Here is a 15,331-nt window from a genome sequence, read left to right as displayed (position 1 = left end):
CGGGGCGCCCCGATGCGTACCGGGGGCGGACGGACTCACGCGCGGGGCGGCTCCGCGCCCCCGGCGGATCAGCCCGGCAGGGACCCGTACGAGACTCCCGTGAGCTTCTCGGAGGCGGACCAGAGCCGTTCGCCGGAGGTGTCGTCGAGGGTCCATTTCGCCCGCCAGGAGCGGGCGGGCGCGCCGCGCCAGCCGAACCGCGGGCCGATGAACGCGTCCTGCCGCACCCCGGGCGCGGTGGCCGCGTACAGGGTGGGCAGCGCGCCCCCGGTGGCGGGCTGCGCGATGACGTCGTTGGCGAGCGCCACCCCGCGCGCGTAGAGCGTGCCGCCGTCCGCCGTCGCGCCGGCGTGGAGGTTGGTGGAGGCGTAGCCGGGGTGGGCGGCGGCCGCGACGAGGGTGGATCCGGCGGCGGTGAAGCGCCGGGACAGCTCGTGCGTGAAGAGGAGATTGGCGGTCTTGGAGCGGCCGTAGGCGATCCAGCGGCGGTAGCCGCGCTCGAAGGCCAGGTCGTCGAGGTCTATGTTCCCCAGCGCGTGGAAGCCGCTGGAGACGGTGACGATCCGCGCTCCGGAGGCGGCTGCCCGCAGCCGCGGGAGCAGGAGTCCGGTCAGCGCGAAGTGGCCGAGGTGGTTGACCCCGAACTGCGTCTCGAAGCCGTCGGCCGTCCGCCCGTACGGCAGGGCCATCACGCCCGCGTTGTTGATGAGCAGGTCCAGGGCGGCGTGCCGCTCTCCGAACGCCTTCGCGAACTCCCGTACGGAGGCCAGGTCCGCGAGGTCGAGCTCGGCGAACTCCGCCTCGGCACCCGGAACTTCGCCGTGCAACCGGGTCGCGGCGGCCCGGCCGCGGGCGGCGCTGCGGCAGGCCAGCACCACCGAGGCTCCGCGGCGGGCGAGCTCGCGGGCGGCCACGTAGCCGATCCCGCTGTTGGCCCCTGTGACGACGGCGGTCCGGCCCCTCTGGTCGGGGATGTTCGTGGCGTTCCAGCCGGGCATGGCAGCTCCCTCGCGACACGGTGGGTTACCGAGAGTAGACGCAGGGCCCGGGCCTCGGCAGCGGGGGTCGGCAGCGGTGCCCGAAGGCGCAGGCCAGTAGGCTGCGGATCCGCACCCGTGTTCCGCTGCTCCTGTTCCGCTTCCCCTGTTCCGCTCCCCCTTCCCGTTCCGAGGTACCGCGCCGTGAGCTCCGCACCGCCCCCCATACCCGTGACGGTCGTCGGCCTCGGCGCCGACGGCTGGGCCGGGCTCACCGCCGCCGCGCGGTCCGCGCTGTCCTGCGCCGAGGTGCTGATCGGCGGGCCGCGCCAGCTGGACCTGCTGCCGTCCGCCGACTGCCCCGGTGAGCGGGTGGCGTGGCCGAGCCCGCTGCGGCCGGCCGTACCGAAGCTGATGGCCGAGCACGCGGGCCGCCGGATCGCGGTGCTCGCGAGCGGCGACCCGATGTTCTACGGGATCGGCCGCGCCCTCGCCGAGGAACTCGGGCCGCGGTCCCTGCGCGTGCACCCACACCCCTCCTCCGTCTCCTACGCCTGCGCCCGCCTGGGCTGGCCGGTCGAGGACACAGAGGTGCTCACGGTCGTCGGCCGCCCGGTGGCCCGCCTCTCGGCCGCCCTGTACGAGGGGCGGCGGCTGCTGGTGCTCAGCGCCGGAGCGGCGTCCCCGAACGAGATCGCCGCTCTGCTTCGAGAGCGGGGCTTCGGCCCGAGCCGGATGCGGGTGCTGGAGCAGCTCGGCTCCGAGCGCGAGGACACGTACGAGGGCCTGGCCGACGGCTGGGACCACCCGCCGGGCGATCCCCTGAACGTGGTGGCCGTGGAGTGCCGCCGGGACCCCGCGCACCCGGCCCCCCGGCTCGGCGCGACCCCCGGCCTGCCCGACACCGCGTACGAGCACGACGGCCAGCTCACCAAGCGCCGCGTGCGGGCCGCGACCCTGTGCGCGCTGGCCCCGGCCCCCGGCGAGCTGCTGTGGGACATCGGGGGCGGCTCCGGCTCCATCGGCATCGAGTGGATGCGGACGCACCCCTCGTGCCGGGCGGTGGCGGTGGAGCGCGTACCGGAGCGGGCGGCCCGGATCACCCGCAACGCGGCGGCGCTCGGCGTGCCGGGCCTGCGCGTGGTCGTCGGCGCGGCCCCGGAGGCCCTCGCCGGACTGCCCGCCCCCGACGCGGTGTTCATCGGCGGCGGACTGACCGCGCCGGGACTGCTCGACGCGGCCTGGGCGGCCCTGGCCCCCGGCGGCCGGCTGGTGGTCAACACCGTCACCCTGGAGTCGGAGGCGGTCCTCACCGACCGCTACCGCCGGCACGGCGGCGAACTCGTCAAGCTCTCGGTCGCGCACGCAGTGCCGGTCGGCGGATTCACGGGCTGGCGACAGGCGATGCCGGTCACCCAGTGGTCCGTGACGAAGCCGCTGAACAAGACGAACGAGACGAGCAGGACAACCAAGCCGAGCGAGAAGGATCAGACATGACCGTGTACTTCATCGGCGCGGGCCCTGGCGCCGCCGACCTCATCACGGTGCGCGGTGCCCGGACCCTGGCCGCCGCCCCGGTCTGCCTCTACGCGGGCAGCCTCGTCCCGCGCGAGCTGCTGGCCGAATGCCCGGCGGACGCCCGGCTGGTCGACACCTCGCAGCTGAACCTGGACGAGATCATCGCCGAGTGCGTACGGGCCCACGCGGCGGGCCAGGACGTGGCGCGGCTGCACTCCGGCGACCCGTCGATCTTCAGCGCGGTCGCGGAGCAGATGCGGCGGCTCGACGCGGCCGGCATCCCCTACGAGGTCGTCCCGGGCGTCCCGGCCTTCGCGGCGGCGGCCGCCGCGCTGAAGCGGGAGCTGACCGTCCCCACCGTCGGCCAGACCGTGATCCTGACCCGGATCGCCCAGCAGGCCACCCCGATGCCGCCGGGCGAGGACCTCGCCACGCTGGGCCGCAGCGGCGCGCTGCTGGTGCTGCACCTGGCCACCCGGTACGTGGACCGGGTCGTCGGCGAACTGCTGCCGCACTACGGGGCCGAGTGCCCGGTGGCCGTGGTGGCGATGGCCAGCCGCCCCGACGAACTGATCCTGCGCGGCACCCTGGCCGACATCGCGGGCCAGGTGAAGGAACACGGCCTGGTCCGCACCGCGGTCATCGTGGTGGGCCGCACGCTGGGCGCGGAGCAGTTCCGCGACAGCCACCTGTACTCCCCCGAGCGCGACCGGCATGTCTGCTGAACCGGCCCCCGCGCGGCACGTCCTGATCCTGGGCGGCACGACGGAAGCCCGCCGCCTCGCGGAAGCCCTGACGGCTCCGCCGGCTGCCCCGGCCCAGCCGGGCCCGGGACGACCCGGCACGGGACAGCCGGGCGCGGGAGAGCCGGGCACGGGACGACCCGGCACGGGACAGCCGGGCACGGGAGACCACCCGAGTGCGGGCGCCAGCCCGGGCACGGGCGACCTCCCGAGTACGGGCGCCAGCCCGGGTGGGGGCGACCACCCGAGTGCGGGCGCCAGCCCGGGCACGGGCGCGGCGGGCCCGCCCGGGGCGCCGCGGGTGACGACCTCGCTCGCCGGGCGGGTCGCCGCGCCCGTCCTGCCCCCGGGCGAGACGCGGATCGGCGGCTTCGGCGGCCCGGCCGGCCTCGCGGCCTGGATCGGCGCCCACCGGGTCACCCACCTGGTCGACGCCACCCACCCCTTCGCGGAGCGCATGAGCTTCAACGCCGCCGAGGCGGCGGCACTTTCGGGCGTCCCGCTGCTGGCGCTGCGCCGCCCCGGCTGGGCGCCCGGCCCCGGCGACGACTGGACCTTCGCGGACTCCCTCGCGGACGCGGCCGCGCTCCTGCCCGGCCTCGGCACCCGCGCCTTCCTGACCACCGGCCGCATGGGCCTGCACACCTTCGCGCACCTCACCGACACCTGGTTCCTGGTGCGTTCGGTGGACCCCCCGGCCGCGCCGGTGCCACCGCACCTCGAAGTCCTGCTGGACCGGGGCCCGTTCACCCTTGACGACGAGCGTGCGCTGCTCGCCCGCCACCGGATCGACGTACTGGTGACGAAGGACAGTGGCGGCTCGGCCACCGCCCCCAAGCTCACCGCGGCCCGCGAGGCCGGCATCCCGGTCCTCGTCGTACGCCGGCCCGCGGTCCCGGCGGGCGTACCGGAGGCGGGCTCGGTGGCCGCGGCCCTGAACTGGCTCGGCAGCGCGGGGACTTCGTAACGCGAAAGGGCCCCGGCGCCCACCCTCGGGGGCACCGGGCCCGGTCGTTCACCTCACCCGGTCGCGGTCACGGGTAGCGGCGCGGCGTCCACGTGATCCGCGACCCGTCGGGCCGTTCGGTGACCTGCGTCTGCGAGGAGCCGATCAGCAGCAGCGTGCGCATGTCCACCTCGGACGGCTCCAGTTCGGCGAGGGAAAGGATCCGCACCGACTGCTCCGGGCCGCCCACGTCGCGGGCGACGACCACCGGCGTCTCGGGCGAGCGCACCTCCAGCAGCAGCTCGCGGGCCTGGGCCACCTGCCAGGTACGGCTGCGCGAACCGGGGTTGTACAGGGCGAGGACCAGGTCCGCCGAGGCGGCCGCCCGCAGCCGCTCCGCTACGACCTCCCACGGCTTGAGCCGGTCGGAGAGGGAGATGGTGGCGTAGTCGTGGCCGAGCGGGGCGCCGGCCGCGGCGGCTGCCGCGTTGGCCGCGGTCACCCCGGGAAGGACCCGTACGGGCACGTCCTCGTACTCCGCCTGCCCGGCCACTTCCAGGACCGCGGTGGCCATGGCGAAGACCCCCGGGTCGCCGCCGGAGACCACGGCGACGCGCTGTCCGCGGCGGGCCAGGTCGAGGGCGAACTCGGCGCGCTCCGACTCCACCTTGTTGTCGGAACCGTGCCGGATCTGGCCCGGCTTCACGGGCACCCGGTCCAGGTACGTCGTGTAGCCGACCAGCACCTCGGCGTCCGCCAGCGCCCGCCGGGTCTGCGGGGTGAGCCACAGCGGGCCCGCCGGGCCGGTGCCGACGACGGCGACCTCGCCGGGGCCGGAGGGGACGCTGCCCGGGTTGCCGATCCGGCTGGGCACCACGGCGACGGCGAAGTACGGCACGGACTCGGGGTCGGTGTCGGCGAGCCGGCCGGTCCGCTCCCCCTCCATCGTGGCGCGCTCGACGTAGCGGGCCTCGGCGAGCCGCCCGCTCTTCTCCATCGCCCCGCGCACGGACGGGAAGGTCCGGCCGAGCTTCATCACGACCGCCGAGTCGGTGGCGGCGAGGCGGGCGGTGAGCTCCTCCTCGGGCAGGGTGCCGGGGAGGATGGTCAGGACCTCCTCGCCCTCCACGAGCGGGGTGCCGAGCCGGGCGGCGGCGGCGCTCACGGAGGTGACGCCGGGGATGACCTCGGTCTCGTACCGGTCCGCGAGCCGCTTGTGCATGTGCATGTACGAGCTGTAGAAGAGCGGATCGCCCTCCGCGAGCACGGCCACGGTGCGACCGGCGTCCAGGTGGGCGGCGAGGCGGGCGGCGGCCGCCTCGTAGAACTCCTCCATCGCGCCCTGGTAGCCGCCGGGGTGGTCGGTGGTCTCGGTGGTGACCGGGTAGACCAGCGGCTCCTCGATGTGGTCGGCACGCAGGTGCTTCGCGGCGATCGAGCGGGCGATCGAGCGGCCGTGGCGGGCGCTGTGGTAGGCGACGACGTCCGCCTCTCCGATCACCTCGACGGCGCGCAGGGTCATCAGGGAGGGGTCGCCGGGCCCGAGCCCGACCCCGTACAGCTTTCCGGTGCTCATTCTTCCTCGCTCGCGATCGCGTTGACGGCGGCGGCCGCGATGGCGCTGCCGCCGCGGCGGCCCCGCACGATCAAGTGGTCGAGGGCCGAGGGGTGTTCGGCGAGGGCGTCCTTGGACTCGGCGGCGCCGATGAAGCCGACGGGGACGCCGATGACGGCGGCCGGGCGCGGCGCACCCTCCTCGATCATCTCCAGCAGCCGGAAGAGCGCGGTCGGCGCGTTGCCGACGGCGATCACCGAGCCCTCCAACAGGCCCCGGTCACGCCACACTTCGAGGGCGGCGGCACTGCGCGTGGTGCCCATCTTCGCGGCGAGCTCCGGCACGGCCGGGTCGGACAGAGTACAGATCACGTCGTTGCCGGCGGGCAGCCGCTTGCGGGTGACCCCGCTGGCGACCATCTGCACGTCGCACAGGATCGGCGCACCGGCGTGCAGCGCGGCGCGGGCGCGCAGCACGACGTCCGGGGTGTAGCCGAGGTCCTTGGGCAGGTCGGTCATCCCGCAGGCGTGAATCATGCGCACCGCGACGTGCGCGACGGAGGCGGGCAGCCCGGAGAGGTCCGCCTCGGCGCGGATCGTGGCAAAGGACTGGCGGTAGATCGCGGCGCCGTCCTTCTCGTACTCAAACACGGTGTACTCGCTCATTTCTTCACTGCGGGTTCGGACACGGGGGGTTGGTTGCGGGCGGCGGCGAGGGCCGCGGCGAGTTCATGGCGTGCCACCGGGTCCGCGCCGAGCCGGTACCCGTCGGGCGTGGCCACCAGGTCCACCCAGGCGGTGCCGCGCGGATGCCCGCAGCGGCGTTCGCAGCCGGACCAGTGCACCGGCAGCGGCCCCCGCGCCCGCTCGGCGACGGCCCGGGCGTCGGCGCGTACGTCGGCGAGGGACTTGGCGCAGCCGGGGCGGCCGGTGCAGGCGGTGACGGACTCCCAGGGGCTGTCGGGCGAGGTGACGAGCCCGGCGGGGCGGGCGGTGGTGTCGGTGACGAGGATGCTGCGCCAGGGCGTGATCCGCAGCTCGCCGGGCAGTTCCCGCCACTGGGCGGTGCTCAGCCGGCCGAGGGGGATGAGGACACAGAGCGCGTCCCCGTGCACACCGGCCGCGGGCGGATCCGCGTACGGGCGGGGCGCGTCGGCGACGTACCGCGCACGCATGCCGCGCGCCACGAGCCGATCGGCGAACTCGCTCCCCTCCAGGGAGTGTTCATGGGGCAACTCATCGACCCGCCAGGCCCGCGTCCCGGCGGCGGCCGCGGCGTCGAGGAAGTGGAGGGCGGCCTCCAGCCCGGCCCGCGCGGCGTCGGCGGCGGCCACCTCGACGGCGTCCGGCGCCGAGCCGAGCCGGACCAGCACCCGGCCGCCGGGCTGCGCGAGCAGGGTGACGTCGGGGTCGAGGGCGGCCACGTCCCCGCGCCCGTCGTCGACGGCGAACAGGAACCGGCCGGACAGGGCGGCGGCCTTCGGCTCGGCACAGAGCGCCGCGTCCAGCGCACGCACCGAGGCGGGATCGACCATCGGACCGGCGACGATGTTCCGAATCCGCTCATGGCTCGGCCAGGGCAGCAGCCCAACCGCGCCGAGCAGTTCGGCCAGCCCGCCGCCACAACCATCGGCGAGCCCGCGCAACTGCACGTTCCCGCGCGAGGTGAGCTCCAGATACCCGTCCCCGAACCGGTCGGCGGCCTCGGCGAGCGCGGCCGCCTGCGCGGCGTCGAGCAGCCCGCCGGGGATCCGGACCCGCGCCAGGTACCCGTCGTCGGCCGCGTGCAGACGCAGCGCTCCGGGGCAGGCGTCACCGCGCTCCCGTATGACGGGTTCGTCCCGCGATGCGGCGGAAGGGGGCTGGGGCATGGCGGCGAGCATACCCACGATTCCCCTCCCCCGACCTGTGTCCGTCACCACCCCGCCCGCCGGGGTCGGGGCCGGGGTGGGGTGTCGTCCGGGGCTAAAACGAGATGAATTCGGCGCACGCCGCCGCCCGACACCTCACACGCGGAGCAGGCGCCGAACATCGAAGCCCGCCCCGGACGACACCCCACCCCGGCCCCGACCCCGGCCCACCCGGCCGGTGGCCGCCCCAAGAACCCCGCCCCACAACCCGCACCCACCCAACCACACCACCCACACCCAGCCCCGCCGGCGTTCGAGGCGCGGGGCCCGGGGCAGAGCCCCGATCCGTAAGCCGCACCCACCCAGCCACACCACCCACACCCAGCCCCGCCGGCGTTTGAGGCGCGGGGCCCGGGGCAGAGCCCCGGCAACGGAGCCGCACCCGACATCAACCCGCCAACGCCAGCGCGAGCGCAACGGCACCCGACATCAACCCGCCAACGCCAGCGCGAGCGCAACGGCACCCGGAACCCACCCGCCCACGCCAGCGCGAGCGCCCCGACGCCACCACCCCCACTCCCGGCCAGGGAAAAGGCCCCCTAAGATGACCTTCCGGCGGACCACACGGCCCGCCGTCGCCGAGGACGGCGACATGGGAGGAAGCCCGGTGCGATTCCGGCGCGGTCCCGCCACTGTGAACCCGGCAGCCAACGGCCGAAGGGTGAGTCAGGAACTCCCGCTGTCCTCACTGCCCGGGGCGCGGAAACCCCGAGGAAGGCCTGCCGCCGCATGATCCTGCTGCTGTCGACGTCCGACACCGATCTGCTCAGCGCCCGCGCGGCGAACACGGCGGACGGCCCCGTCCCGTACCGGTTCGCGAACCCCTCCCGCCTTCCCCTCGACGACCTCCCCGGCCTCCTCGACGGAGTCGACCTGGTCGTCGTACGCCTCCTCGGCGGCCTCCGCGCCTGGCAGGAGGGCCTCGACCTGCTCCTCGCCCCCGGCCAGACCCGCCCGGTCGTGGTCCTGACCGGCGAACAGGCCCCGGACGCCCAGCTGATGGAGGCCTCCACGGTCCCCATCGGCATCGCCGCCGAGGCGCACGGCTACCTCGCGCACGGCGGCCCCGCCAACCTCGACCAGCTGGCCCGCTTCCTCTCGGACACGGTCCTCCTCACCGGCCACGGCTTCGAGCCCCCCGCCGCCGCCCCCACCTGGGGCCCCCTGGACCGCACCGCGCGGACCACGCGTCCGGCGGACGGCAGCCCGACCGTCGCCGTGCTCTACTACCGCGCGCACCAGATGAGCGGCAACACCGCCTTCGTGCACGCCCTGTCCGAGGCCATCGAGGCCAAGGGCGCGCAGGCGCTCCCCCTCTACGTCTCCTCCCTCCGCACCCCGGAGCCGGAGCTGCTCGCCGCCCTCGACGGGGTCGACGCCGTCGTCACCACCGTCCTCGCGGCCGGCGGCACCCGCCCCGCCACCGCCTCCGCCGGCGGGGACGACGAGTCCTGGGACGCGGGCGCCCTCGCCGCGCTCGGCGTGCCGATCCTCCAGGCCCTCTGCCTGACCGGCTCCCGCTCCACCTGGGAGGAGAACGACGAGGGCCTGTCCCCCCTCGACGCCGCCACCCAGGTCGCCGTGCCCGAGTTCGACGGCCGTCTGATCACCGTCCCGTTCTCCTTCAAGGAGCTCGACGAGGACGGCCTGCCCGCCTACGTGGCCGACCCCGAGCGGGCCGCCCGGGTCGCCGGTATCGCCGTACGCCACGCCCGCCTGCGCCACATCGAACGCCGCGACAAGCGAATCGCCCTCGTCCTCTCCGCGTACCCCACCAAGCACTCCCGTATCGGCAATGCGGTCGGCCTCGACACCCCGGCCAGCGCGGTGGAACTGCTCCGCACGCTCATCGCCGAGGGCTACGACTTCGGCCCCGTCACGGACATCCCCGGCCTGGTCTCAGGCGACGGCGACGAGCTGATCCGCGCCCTGATCGAGGCCGGAGGCCACGACCAGGACTGGCTGACCGAGGAGCAGCTGGCCCGCAACCCGGTCCGCATCCCGGCCGCCGACTACCGCCGCTGGTTCGCCGAACTCCCCGCCGAACTCCGCGAGAGCGTGGAGCAACACTGGGGCGAAGCCCCGGGCACCATGTTCGTGGACCACTCATCAAACCCCGAGGGCGACATCGTCCTGGCGGCCCTGCGCCGCGGGAACCTCCTCATCCTCATCCAGCCGCCCCGCGGCTTCGGCGAGAACCCGATCGCGATCTACCACGACCCGGACCTGCCGCCGTCGCACCACTACCTGGCCGCGTACCGCTGGATCCAGGCGCGCGCGGAGGACGGCGGTTTCGGCGCCGACGCGATGATCCACCTGGGCAAGCACGGCAACCTGGAGTGGCTGCCGGGCAAGAACGCCGGCCTGTCCGCGGCCTGCGCCCCGGACGCCGCACTCGGCGACCTCCCCCTCATCTACCCCTTCCTCGTCAACGACCCGGGCGAGGGCACCCAGGCCAAGCGCCGCGTGCACGCCACCCTGGTCGACCACCTGGTTCCCCCCATGGCCCGGGCCGAGTCCTACGGCGACATCGCCCGCCTGGAACAGCACCTGGACGAGTACGCCCAGATCTCCGCGATGGACCCGGCCAAACTCCCGGCCATCCGCGCCCAGATCTGGACCCTGATCCAGGCCGCGAAGCTCGACCACGACCTGGGCCTGGCCGAACGCCCCGACGATGACGGCTTCGACGACTTCCTGCTCCACGTCGACGGCTGGCTGTGCGAGGTCAAGGACGCCCAGATCCGCGACGGCCTGCACGTGCTCGGCGGCGCCCCGACCGGCGAATCCCGCGTCAACCTGGTCCTCGCCATCCTCCGGGCCCGCCAGATCTGGGGCGGCACGACGGCCCTCCCGGGCCTCCGCGAGGCCCTCGGCCTGGACGAGTCGGCAGCCACCCGCACCTCGGCCGACGCCATCGAGGAGCAGGCGCGCGCCCTGGTCCAGGCGATGGAGGACGCGAACTGGCAGCCGGCCGCGGTGGCGGAAGTCGCGGCGGCCCACTCCCCGGAGGTCGCAGCTGTCCTCTCCTTCGCGGCGCGTGAGGTGGTCCCCCGCCTGGCCGGCACCACGGACGAGATCGCCCACGTGGTCGCCGCCCTCGACGGCCGCTTCATCCCGGCGGGCCCGTCCGGCTCCCCCCTCCGCGGCCTGGTCAACGTCCTCCCGACGGGCCGCAACTTCTACTCGGTCGACCCGAAGGCCGTCCCCTCCCGCCTGGCATGGGAAACGGGCCAGGCCCTGGCCGACTCCCTCCTCACCCGCTACCGCGAGGACCACGGGGGCGAATGGCCGGCCTCGGTCGGCCTCTCCCTCTGGGGCACGAGCGCGATGCGCACGGCGGGCGACGACGTAGCGGAAGCCCTCTCCCTCCTGGGCATCCGCCCGGTCTGGGACGAGGCCTCGCGCCGCGTGACGGGCCTCGAACCGATCCCCCTCGCGGAACTGGGCCGCCCCCGCATCGACGTGACGCTCCGCATCTCGGGCTTCTTCCGCGACGCGTTCCCGCACGTCATCGGCCTCCTCGACGACGCGGTCCGCCTGGCGGCGAGCCTGGACGAGCCTGCGTCGGAGAACTACATCCGCGCCCACGCGGAGGCGGACCTGGCCATCCACGGGGACGAACGCAAGGCCACGACCCGAATCTTCGGCTCACGCCCGGGCACGTACGGGGCCGGCATCCTCCAGCTGATCGACTCCCGCGACTGGCGCACGGACGCCGACCTCGCGGAGGTCTACACGGTCTGGGGCGGCTACGCGTACGGCCGCGGCCTCGAAGGCCGCCCGGCCCGCGAGGAGATGGAAACGGCGTACAAGCGCATCACGGTCGCGGCAAAGAACACGGACACCCGCGAGCACGACATCGCTGACTCGGACGACTACTTCCAGTACCACGGCGGCATGGTGGCCACGGTCCGCGCCCTGCGCGGCACGGCCCCCGAGGCCTACATCGGCGACTCCACCCGCCCGGAAACGGTGAAAACCCGCACCCTGGTAGAGGAAACATCGCGCGTCTTCCGAGCCCGCGTCGTCAACCCCAAGTGGATCGAGGCAATGCGCCGCCACGGCTACAAGGGCGCCTTCGAACTCGCCGCGACGGTCGACTACCTCTTCGGCTACGACGCCACAACCGGGGTCGTAGCGGACTGGATGTACGACAAACTCACAGAAACCTACGTCCTGGACGAAACGAACCGCGCTTTCCTCCAGGAAGCCAACCCCTGGGCCCTGCACGGCATCGCCGAACGCCTCCTGGAGGCGGAATCCCGCGGCATGTGGGAAAAGCCGGACCCCCAGATCCTCGAATCCCTCCGCCAGGTCTACCTGGACACGGAGGGCAACCTGGAAGGCCAATCGGACCAATAGGGGCCAAACTATCCGGATGTGCCACTACTGCGGCTGCCGCCAGATCCCCCTCATCAAGGAGTTCATCGCCGAACACGAGGCGGTGACGAACGCGGCGGGCGACGCCCTGCGCGCACTGGACGCGGGCGACCTCCCGAAAGCCCGCGCCCTGGTCTCCGCAATGCAGGCCGTCCTCCTCGCCCACTGGAAGGGCGAGGAGGACGGCCTCTTCGCGGTCATGTCGTCAGACCCGGAGTACGCGGACTACATCGAGGCCCTAACCAGGGAACACCGCGACCTGGCGGCCTTCCTCACGACGGCGGACCTCTCGAGCCCAGCGGACGCGGAAGCATTCCGCGCCGCAATGGACGAACTCCACCACCACATCGCGAAGGAGGAGGACGGCCTCTTCCCGGCCTCCCTCACCGCCCTCACGGGCGACGAATGGAACCTCTCCATCAAGGCCTGGCGCACAGCCCACCCGGACCGCGAACTGCACGCCGCCGGCTGATCACACCTTGGTGGTCTGACTCAGCGCCACGAGCGCGTGCGCCCATCGCGCGAACTTCAGCTGCCCGAAGTCGGCCACGGTCCGAACCCCGAACGCCTCATGAAGCAGCTCACCGTCCTTGTCGGTGACCCCCTTCAACGCGGCCACGGGTGCGGCGAGGATCTCCGCAAGCGGCTTGTCGGCCCACGCCTTGTCGAGCACCTTCTCGAGTTCGATCGCCATGACTGTCCCTCCAGGAACATCGGAGCCACATATGCGAGCAAACCTAACCCAATCGGACAATAATCCCGCACTCCGACACCCCGAAGGCCAGCAGAGCTCACTCCACGCAGCACGGAAGCCTCAGCTCGACGAGGCGGCCTCCTGATGACCACGCCCAGCGACCCCAGCCCCTCCTGCCGCGTGCCCGCCAACGGTGGTGGGACCGTCTACCAGCACAAGGACCGACACCGGGAAGCCGCCGGCTACGTCCTCGCCCCGAGCAACACCCGCGAGGGCATCAAAGAGCCATCAGACACTGCCTAGACGCAAGCGCCGACCCACCCGCCTTGCGTACCGGCCGTCCGCTGACGTTGCCGCTGACGTTGAAAGGGTGGGGTGACAGGGTTACGGGGGCTCCAGCCCGAGCCCGGTCTCGGCGATGAAGCCGTCGAGTACTTCGGGTCGACTTTGGATGCGGCGTAGGCGGTGCTTGACGAGCGGGGTGAGGTCGTCGATCGCGCGGGGCGCGAGGTTGGCCAGGGACTTCTTCAGGTGGGCCCAGACGCCTTCGACGGGGTTGAGGTCGGGTGCGTAGGGCGGGAGCTTGACGATGGTGAGCCAGTCGCTGTTGCGGTCGCAGAACTCACGTAGGGCCTTGGGTGGTGGGTGCTGGCGTTGTCCCACACCAGTATCAGCGGGGCACCATCGAGCTGACGGCGTGTGGCGGTGATCAGTTCGGCGAACTCTCGGGCTCAGAAGCCCTTCTTCTCGCCGGTTCGGCCTCGGTACGTCTGTGTCCGGTAGATCAGACGGGTCTCGCGGCCCGGCTTGATGCAGATCATCCCGGCCATCAGGACCCGGCCCGAGCCTTTGCCCGTCACCCTGACCACTGGAGTCCGGCCCCGCCGTGACCAGCTCCGCCCCTTCCCGGGCTTCAGGTCCTGGCCGGCCTCGTCCTCGAAGGCTATCCACGCGCCCAGGAGCTGGGCCGTCCTCTTACCCGTAACCACTGCTCCGTCCGCCACCTGGCCACCGCCTGTTCGTCGCGCTCGACGGCCCGGTGCACAGGGACCTGCGGCGACCAGCCCAGCCGGTGCAACAGATACGACACCCCACGCGGGGTGTACCGGTACCCGAACAGCCGGTGGATCAACTCTGCGACCCTGACCAGGGTCCACCTCTGGTCCTCGCTCCAGCCGTGCGCGGCCGGGCCGGCTTCCAGCTCGGCCTCAGCCGCTCCGCCTCGACATCGCTGAGCCGACAGGGAAAGCCGCCCGCACCCTTGGATGCCAGCGCCGCTGTGCCACCCTCCCGCCAGGCCTCGTGCCAGGCGTACGCCGACTTCCGCGACACCCGTAACCTGCGGACCACCACCGGCGGCCGCACCCCCTGCTCGAACATCCCCGCGGCCTCGAAGCGCACCGCTTCACGCCTCGCCCGCCCCACGGCGGTCAGACCACCGCCATCCGCGTACCTCACGGTGAGGATGCAGCACCGCCATCGCCCGCTGTCACCCCACCCTTTCAACGTCAGCGGCAACACACACGGATTTCCCCGCACAACCACGGACACCAGCGGGACCCAAAACCACCGCTGATCTGCGAATACGCAGATAGAAAGGGGCCGCGTAGCACACGTACTATGTGCTCGCAGGTGCCACGCCGGTCCTCGTTCACAACTGCGATGTAGACCCCCAGAGCGCTCCTGGAGGGAAGAACGGCGCTGCCGTTAGCATCAAGCAGGTGAAAATGGCACTGGGTAGGGCCGACATGAGCGTTGCCCAGTACGACATCGTGCACGTGCCCGAGATCCGCACCGCTGGAGATGGCCTGCCTGCTTACGCGAATAGCCCGCACGACGGCAATGGAAGGCCGAATCTGGGACCGCGAGGACGTCCGGTAATCCAGATCTCCAACATGGGACTGGCTGATATGGATACTGCTGTGGCCACGATCTTCCACGAGATCTACCATCACCGGATGTACGCCACTTGGCCAGGCTCGATGGGTGGAACGGAGTCCGCTGCGGAGACATTCGGGCAAGCTATGCTCGGTGTTTTCAGGCGAAGGACGGGTTCATGATCCAGGTAACGCACTTCACGCCCTCGGAAATCGAGGCTCTCGGACGAGATCGAAATTTTCTCCGGGACCAGTCAGAGTGGCTTTGTCCTTCGTGTGGAGAGGTTTCGGTCCGCACCTACCTCAGAAATACGCAACACGCGAATCGTCCCGCTGTGATCAGCTACACATGGTGTGCTGCATGCCGCAAGATGTCCGGCTCAACCGGTCCTCTTCCACCCGGTCTGACCATCTCGGATCCATGGCAGGAGTTGGACCCGGCAGCGTGGGAACAGTTCGACACGAGCCTGCCAAGGCTCTTCGATAGGCTCGACCGGCTATGGGAGGACGGCGTGTTGCCACAAAGCGTCGTCTGGACGCGGTAGTAGAGTGCCGATCATGCCGTAACACGAGCAAACAGAAGCCCCGCCAGGTGACTCCTGGCGGGGCTTCTGCGTGGGGTGACGGCAGTAGTTGACGCTGAGGTTGAAAGGGTGGGGTGACAGGGCTACGGGGGCTCCAGCCCGAGTTCGGTCTCGGCGATGAATCCGTCGAGCACTTCGGGTCGGC

Annotated in this window: 13 protein-coding genes, 2 pseudogenes and 1 riboswitch; of the genes and pseudogenes, 6 read left to right on the top strand and 9 right to left on the bottom strand. The window is 72.6% G+C overall.

The annotated features are described in order from the left end of the window. Positions 1-68 precede the first annotated feature (68 nt). Positions 69-998: an oxidoreductase gene (locus ACGFYU_RS15525; RefSeq protein WP_393827795.1), complete on the bottom strand. Its 930-nt coding sequence runs from the start codon at positions 996-998 to the stop codon at positions 69-71. Positions 999-1,181: 183 nt separating this feature from the next. On the opposite strand from ACGFYU_RS15525, the gene cbiE reads away from it, so the two are divergent. The 3 genes and pseudogenes from cbiE to ACGFYU_RS15510 all read left to right on the top strand — a co-directional run. Then, positions 1,182-2,474, top strand: coding sequence for a precorrin-6y C5,15-methyltransferase (decarboxylating) subunit CbiE (gene cbiE, locus ACGFYU_RS15520; protein WP_393827794.1), 1,293 nt, complete (start codon positions 1,182-1,184; stop codon positions 2,472-2,474). Next, positions 2,471-3,220, top strand: a complete 750-nt coding sequence (gene cobM, locus ACGFYU_RS15515) for a precorrin-4 C(11)-methyltransferase (RefSeq protein WP_393827793.1) — start codon at positions 2,471-2,473, stop codon at positions 3,218-3,220. Before cbiE ends, cobM begins: the two co-directional genes overlap by 4 nt. Before the next feature lie 298 nt (positions 3,221-3,518). Continuing rightward, a pseudogene (locus tag ACGFYU_RS15510) lies at positions 3,519-4,205 on the top strand (cobalt-precorrin-6A reductase); the annotation flags it as partial. Between the two features lie 67 nt (positions 4,206-4,272). Here the strand turns inward: ACGFYU_RS15510 and ACGFYU_RS15505 are convergent. Genes ACGFYU_RS15505 through ACGFYU_RS15495 form a run of 3 tightly spaced genes read right to left on the bottom strand, consistent with a single transcriptional unit; the run spans position 4,273 to position 7,609 of the window. Further along, entirely contained in the window at positions 4,273-5,760 is a 1,488-nt protein-coding gene (locus ACGFYU_RS15505; RefSeq protein WP_393827792.1) for a precorrin-2 C(20)-methyltransferase, read from the bottom strand. Beyond that, positions 5,757-6,404, bottom strand: a complete 648-nt coding sequence (locus tag ACGFYU_RS15500) for a precorrin-8X methylmutase (RefSeq protein ID WP_393827791.1) — start codon at positions 6,402-6,404, stop codon at positions 5,757-5,759. The genes ACGFYU_RS15505 and ACGFYU_RS15500 overlap by 4 nt, the downstream gene beginning before the upstream one ends. Continuing rightward, positions 6,401-7,609, bottom strand: a complete 1,209-nt coding sequence (locus tag ACGFYU_RS15495; RefSeq protein WP_393827790.1) for a cobalamin biosynthesis protein CobG — start codon at positions 7,607-7,609, stop codon at positions 6,401-6,403. Before ACGFYU_RS15495 ends, ACGFYU_RS15500 begins: the two co-directional genes overlap by 4 nt. 577 nt (positions 7,610-8,186) lie before the next feature. Then, positions 8,187-8,345: riboswitch (cobalamin riboswitch) on the top strand. 32 nt (positions 8,346-8,377) lie between these two features. Here ACGFYU_RS15495 and cobN point away from each other — a divergent pair. Next, the gene (cobN, locus tag ACGFYU_RS15490; RefSeq protein ID WP_393827789.1) at positions 8,378-12,013 is read left to right on the top strand and encodes a cobaltochelatase subunit CobN; all 3,636 of its coding nucleotides are present in this window, start codon (positions 8,378-8,380) and stop codon (positions 12,011-12,013) included. Positions 12,014-12,029: 16 nt separating this feature from the next. Further along, the gene (locus tag ACGFYU_RS15485; protein ID WP_393827788.1) at positions 12,030-12,503 is read left to right on the top strand and encodes a hemerythrin domain-containing protein; all 474 of its coding nucleotides are present in this window, start codon (positions 12,030-12,032) and stop codon (positions 12,501-12,503) included. Here the strand turns inward: ACGFYU_RS15485 and ACGFYU_RS15480 are convergent, their stop codons facing one another. Further along, entirely contained in the window at positions 12,504-12,725 is a 222-nt protein-coding gene (locus ACGFYU_RS15480; RefSeq protein ID WP_393827787.1) for a hypothetical protein, read from the bottom strand. A 144-nt stretch (positions 12,726-12,869) separates the two neighbouring features. Here ACGFYU_RS15480 and ACGFYU_RS15475 point away from each other — a divergent pair. Next, positions 12,870-13,007: pseudogene (locus ACGFYU_RS15475) on the top strand (site-specific integrase); the annotation flags it as partial. 102 nt (positions 13,008-13,109) lie between these two features. Here ACGFYU_RS15475 and ACGFYU_RS15470 read toward each other — a convergent pair. The 4 genes from ACGFYU_RS15470 to ACGFYU_RS15455 form a co-directional block, all read right to left on the bottom strand. Continuing rightward, positions 13,110-13,388, bottom strand: a complete 279-nt coding sequence (locus ACGFYU_RS15470; RefSeq protein WP_393827786.1) for a transposase — start codon at positions 13,386-13,388, stop codon at positions 13,110-13,112. 68 nt (positions 13,389-13,456) lie between these two features. After that, entirely contained in the window at positions 13,457-13,585 is a 129-nt protein-coding gene (locus ACGFYU_RS15465; RefSeq protein ID WP_393827785.1) for a hypothetical protein, read from the bottom strand. Positions 13,586-13,668: 83 nt separating this feature from the next. Continuing rightward, positions 13,669-13,857 carry a winged helix-turn-helix domain-containing protein gene (locus ACGFYU_RS15460; protein ID WP_393827784.1) on the bottom strand — a complete coding sequence of 63 codons (189 nt, stop codon included), beginning with the start codon at positions 13,855-13,857 and terminating at the stop codon, positions 13,669-13,671. Then, positions 13,854-14,105, bottom strand: coding sequence for a helix-turn-helix domain-containing protein (locus ACGFYU_RS15455; RefSeq protein WP_393828034.1), 252 nt, complete (start codon positions 14,103-14,105; stop codon positions 13,854-13,856). The genes ACGFYU_RS15460 and ACGFYU_RS15455 overlap by 4 nt, the downstream gene beginning before the upstream one ends. Positions 14,106-15,331 lie beyond the last annotated feature (1,226 nt).

Source organism: Streptomyces sp. NPDC048337, assembly GCF_043201175.1.
In the GTDB taxonomy this organism is placed as follows: Bacteria; Actinomycetota; Actinomycetes; order Streptomycetales; family Streptomycetaceae; genus Streptomyces.
The sequence above is the reverse complement of the archived record's forward strand: the minus strand, read 5'-3'. Positions and strand labels throughout refer to the sequence as shown.

What these genes read in the sequence shown, in the direction of transcription:
- ACGFYU_RS15525 (WP_393827795.1), bottom strand. Translation starts at nt 998, where the DNA reads ATGCCCGGCTGGAACGCCACGAACATCCCCGACCAGAGGGGCCGGACC.
- cobM (WP_393827793.1), top strand. Translation starts at nt 2,471, where the DNA reads ATGACCGTGTACTTCATCGGCGCGGGCCCTGGCGCCGCCGACCTCATC.
- ACGFYU_RS15505 (WP_393827792.1), bottom strand. Translation starts at nt 5,760, where the DNA reads ATGAGCACCGGAAAGCTGTACGGGGTCGGGCTCGGGCCCGGCGACCCC.
- ACGFYU_RS15500 (WP_393827791.1), bottom strand. Translation starts at nt 6,404, where the DNA reads ATGAGCGAGTACACCGTGTTTGAGTACGAGAAGGACGGCGCCGCGATC.
- ACGFYU_RS15495 (WP_393827790.1), bottom strand. Translation starts at nt 7,609, where the DNA reads ATGCCCCAGCCCCCTTCCGCCGCATCGCGGGACGAACCCGTCATACGG.
- cobN (WP_393827789.1), top strand. Translation starts at nt 8,378, where the DNA reads ATGATCCTGCTGCTGTCGACGTCCGACACCGATCTGCTCAGCGCCCGC.
- ACGFYU_RS15485 (WP_393827788.1), top strand. Translation starts at nt 12,030, where the DNA reads ATGTGCCACTACTGCGGCTGCCGCCAGATCCCCCTCATCAAGGAGTTC.
- ACGFYU_RS15480 (WP_393827787.1), bottom strand. Translation starts at nt 12,725, where the DNA reads ATGGCGATCGAACTCGAGAAGGTGCTCGACAAGGCGTGGGCCGACAAG.
- ACGFYU_RS15455 (WP_393828034.1), bottom strand. Translation starts at nt 14,105, where the DNA reads ATGTTCGAGCAGGGGGTGCGGCCGCCGGTGGTGGTCCGCAGGTTACGG.